The sequence below is a fragment of the Cognatundibacterium luofuense genome (assembly GCF_018139685.1).
GTDB classification, from domain to species: domain Bacteria; phylum Pseudomonadota; class Gammaproteobacteria; order Burkholderiales; family Burkholderiaceae_D; genus Undibacterium; species Undibacterium luofuense.
On the sequence record NZ_JAGSPN010000094.1, the window covers coordinates 1 to 529 of the forward strand.

Annotated in this window: 1 protein-coding gene; it reads left to right on the top strand. The window is 53.3% G+C overall.

Annotated features, from left to right (window positions below; translation table 11 throughout):
* Positions 1-46: 46 nt before the first annotated feature.
* A partial coding sequence (locus KDM89_RS19485) for an alpha/beta hydrolase (protein ID WP_268977898.1) occupies positions 47-529 on the top strand: 483 nt, incomplete at its 3' end.

Here is a 529-nt window from a genome sequence, read left to right on the forward strand (position 1 = left end):
CTAAACAGACGTGTACATCATGCGACACTGGCTGACGGGATGTCTTTTGCAGTTACTGACACTGAGTGTCATGGCAGCTGATGCCTTGCCCTCGGTGGTTAGCGGTCAGATTGAGCGTCTTTCTGCATTCAGTTCGCGCTATGTCGGCGCGCGTCATATTGATGTCTGGCTGCCGCCGGGTTATGACCGTCAACACCGTTACCCTGTGATTTACATGCACGATGGTCAGGCCTTATTCGATCCTGCTGTGAGCTGGAACAAGCAGGCATGGCAGGTGGATCGTGTGGCTGGCCAGCTGATACAGGATGCGCAAATCGAAGCGCCTATCATCGTCGGAATCTGGAATGCGGGCATCTTACGACCTGCTGAATACTTGCCCGAAAAAGCCATGCAATTCCTGAACCCGGATACCAGGGATGCGCCGATGAAGAGTAGGGGCTTGCCTGTACTGATGGCAGACCGCTACCTGAAATTTTTGACAGAAGAACTCAAGCCAGAAATTGACCGCCGTTATCCTACCCGCAGCGAT